Source organism: Campylobacter sp. CNRCH_2007_0968H, assembly GCF_025773245.1.
Classification (GTDB): domain Bacteria; phylum Campylobacterota; class Campylobacteria; order Campylobacterales; family Campylobacteraceae; genus Campylobacter_D; species Campylobacter_D lari_D.
This window is the reverse complement of the sequence record NZ_JAKMTQ010000047.1, coordinates 1-1,069: the sequence shown is the minus strand read 5'-3', so window position 1 is coordinate 1,069 and position 1,069 is coordinate 1. Positions and strand designations below refer to the sequence as shown.

Annotated in this window: 1 protein-coding gene; it reads left to right on the top strand. The window is 27.2% G+C overall.

What is annotated here, in order from left to right; all coding sequences use genetic code 11:
- Positions 1–159: 159 nt before the first annotated feature.
- Positions 160–1,069: PDC sensor domain-containing protein (locus L8Y18_RS08560; protein ID WP_263660029.1), on the top strand; the 910-nt coding region annotated here is incomplete at its 3' end.

The window sequence follows — 1,069 nt, the reverse complement described above, 5'->3', positions numbered from 1 at the left end:
GTTTTTTTATATTGTGTTTTAATAAAATTTATATTTATCCAATATTATTTATATAGATAATTTTTTATTAATATATCGTTTTTTTAAATTTATACTCCTATGAGATAATTTTTTCACTTTCAAAAAAATAACTACAAATTTACATAAAAAGGAAAACCAATGAAAAGTGCGAAAATAAAAATCTCACTCATAGCAAATTTTATTGCTATATTTTGTCTACTTATTTTAGGCATTATAACTTTTGTTTTTGTAAAAGACTCTCTGTTTAAAGAAGTTATAAAAGCAGAACAAGATAAACTTATTTCTGCAAAAAATTTAACACAAAATTTTTACAACAACTCTTCAAGCGCATTAGAAAGATTTGCCCAAAGTATTTTACATCATCCATATGAAATTTTAGCCAACGAAGAAACATTAATAGAAGATGTTGGAATTCAGTTAAAAGCTGCAAAAGATATAGGCGATTATCAAGCTATTTATTTGGCAAAACCTGATGGGGAATTAGTTTTAAGTAACAAAGACAGCGATGCCAAAGGAGTAAATTATTTAATTTATGGAAAAGAGCAAAATTATGATGCAACTACAAGAGAATTTTATATAGCAGCTAGAAAGAAAACAGGTTGGAATGTAACTGATATTTATACAGATATAGCAACGGGACTTCCTACTTTTACCTATTCTATATCTTTAACTAAAAATGGTAAGTTTATAGGGGTTTTGGCTATCGATGTTTCTGTGAAGAAATTAGAAGATAGATTAAAACATTTACCAGGCTCATCTTTTGTTTTTGATAAAGCATTGTTTGCATTTGCTTCAACCGATGAAAACTATTTTGGCAAAGATAATAAAAATGTTGCTATTGTTGCTAAAGCTTTTAGTAAAGCAAAACCAGGTGAGGCGTTTTTTTATACTAATGAAATGGGTAAAGAAAAATTATCTATTTGCGATAAAATAGATTCAGATACTATCTGCAGTGTAACAGATATTGACAGCATAGAAGAATCTAGCAAGAAAATGGCCTATATTCAAATTACTGCAGTTATTGCAGCTAGTTTTATAAGTATCATTT